The following is a 640-nucleotide window of genomic DNA, read 5'->3' as shown; positions in this document are numbered from 1 at the left end:
GGTAAGGAAATGGCTGAGATACGGCACGTAGGCGCATATATTGAAAGCACAGCTTTATCGCATCAATTTACTTTTACCGGAAAGGTACAAAAAACTATTCGTAATAATCAACCAGTGGTTGATATGAACATTGATTCGCAGTTGTGGGTTGCGATACAATAAAGTTATGGAAACTACATTATACAATCAAAAAATGTTAATGGACACGTCATCTGTATTGTTAGGAAATTTAAGTATAGATGAGATAAGTCTAACACCTGTAAATATATCAAAATTTGAACGATTAGATGAATGGGGACATATAATATTTCATTTAGAAGACCCTTGGAAGCAAAGTCAGCCTAAAGTTGGTAGAAAATTAGTTTTACCTGAGCAATTAACAAATCCTCTGTATGGCCGAGAAGAATTAGATCAGAGATTACGGGAAATGGCTACTGCTGCGCCATCCATAGAACAAGTGTGGGAAATAACAAAAAGACTGCCATCATTATCAAAACTCCTCTCAGAGGAAAGAGATAATGAGTAAATGCCAAAATATTTTCTTGAGACAAGTGCTTTTACTAAACGATACAAATCTGAGACATGGTCTGACGTTGTAAACAACCTTTTTAATAACATCAAAGATTTATTTTATTTGAAC

Annotated in this window: 1 protein-coding gene; it reads left to right on the top strand. The window is 34.5% G+C overall.

All coding sequences use genetic code 11. From position 1 onward, the window contains the following. Positions 1-166: 166 nt before the first annotated feature. Positions 167-526, top strand: a complete 360-nt coding sequence (locus tag HW443_RS12560; RefSeq protein ID WP_176238373.1) for a hypothetical protein — start codon at positions 167-169, stop codon at positions 524-526. Positions 527-640: the final 114 nt, after the last annotated feature.

The organism is Candidatus Hakubella thermalkaliphila (assembly GCF_013281975.1).
GTDB classification, from domain to species: domain Bacteria; phylum Actinomycetota; class Humimicrobiia; order Hakubellales; family Hakubellaceae; genus Hakubella; species Hakubella thermalkaliphila.
This window is presented reverse-complemented; position numbering and strand designations above follow the sequence as displayed.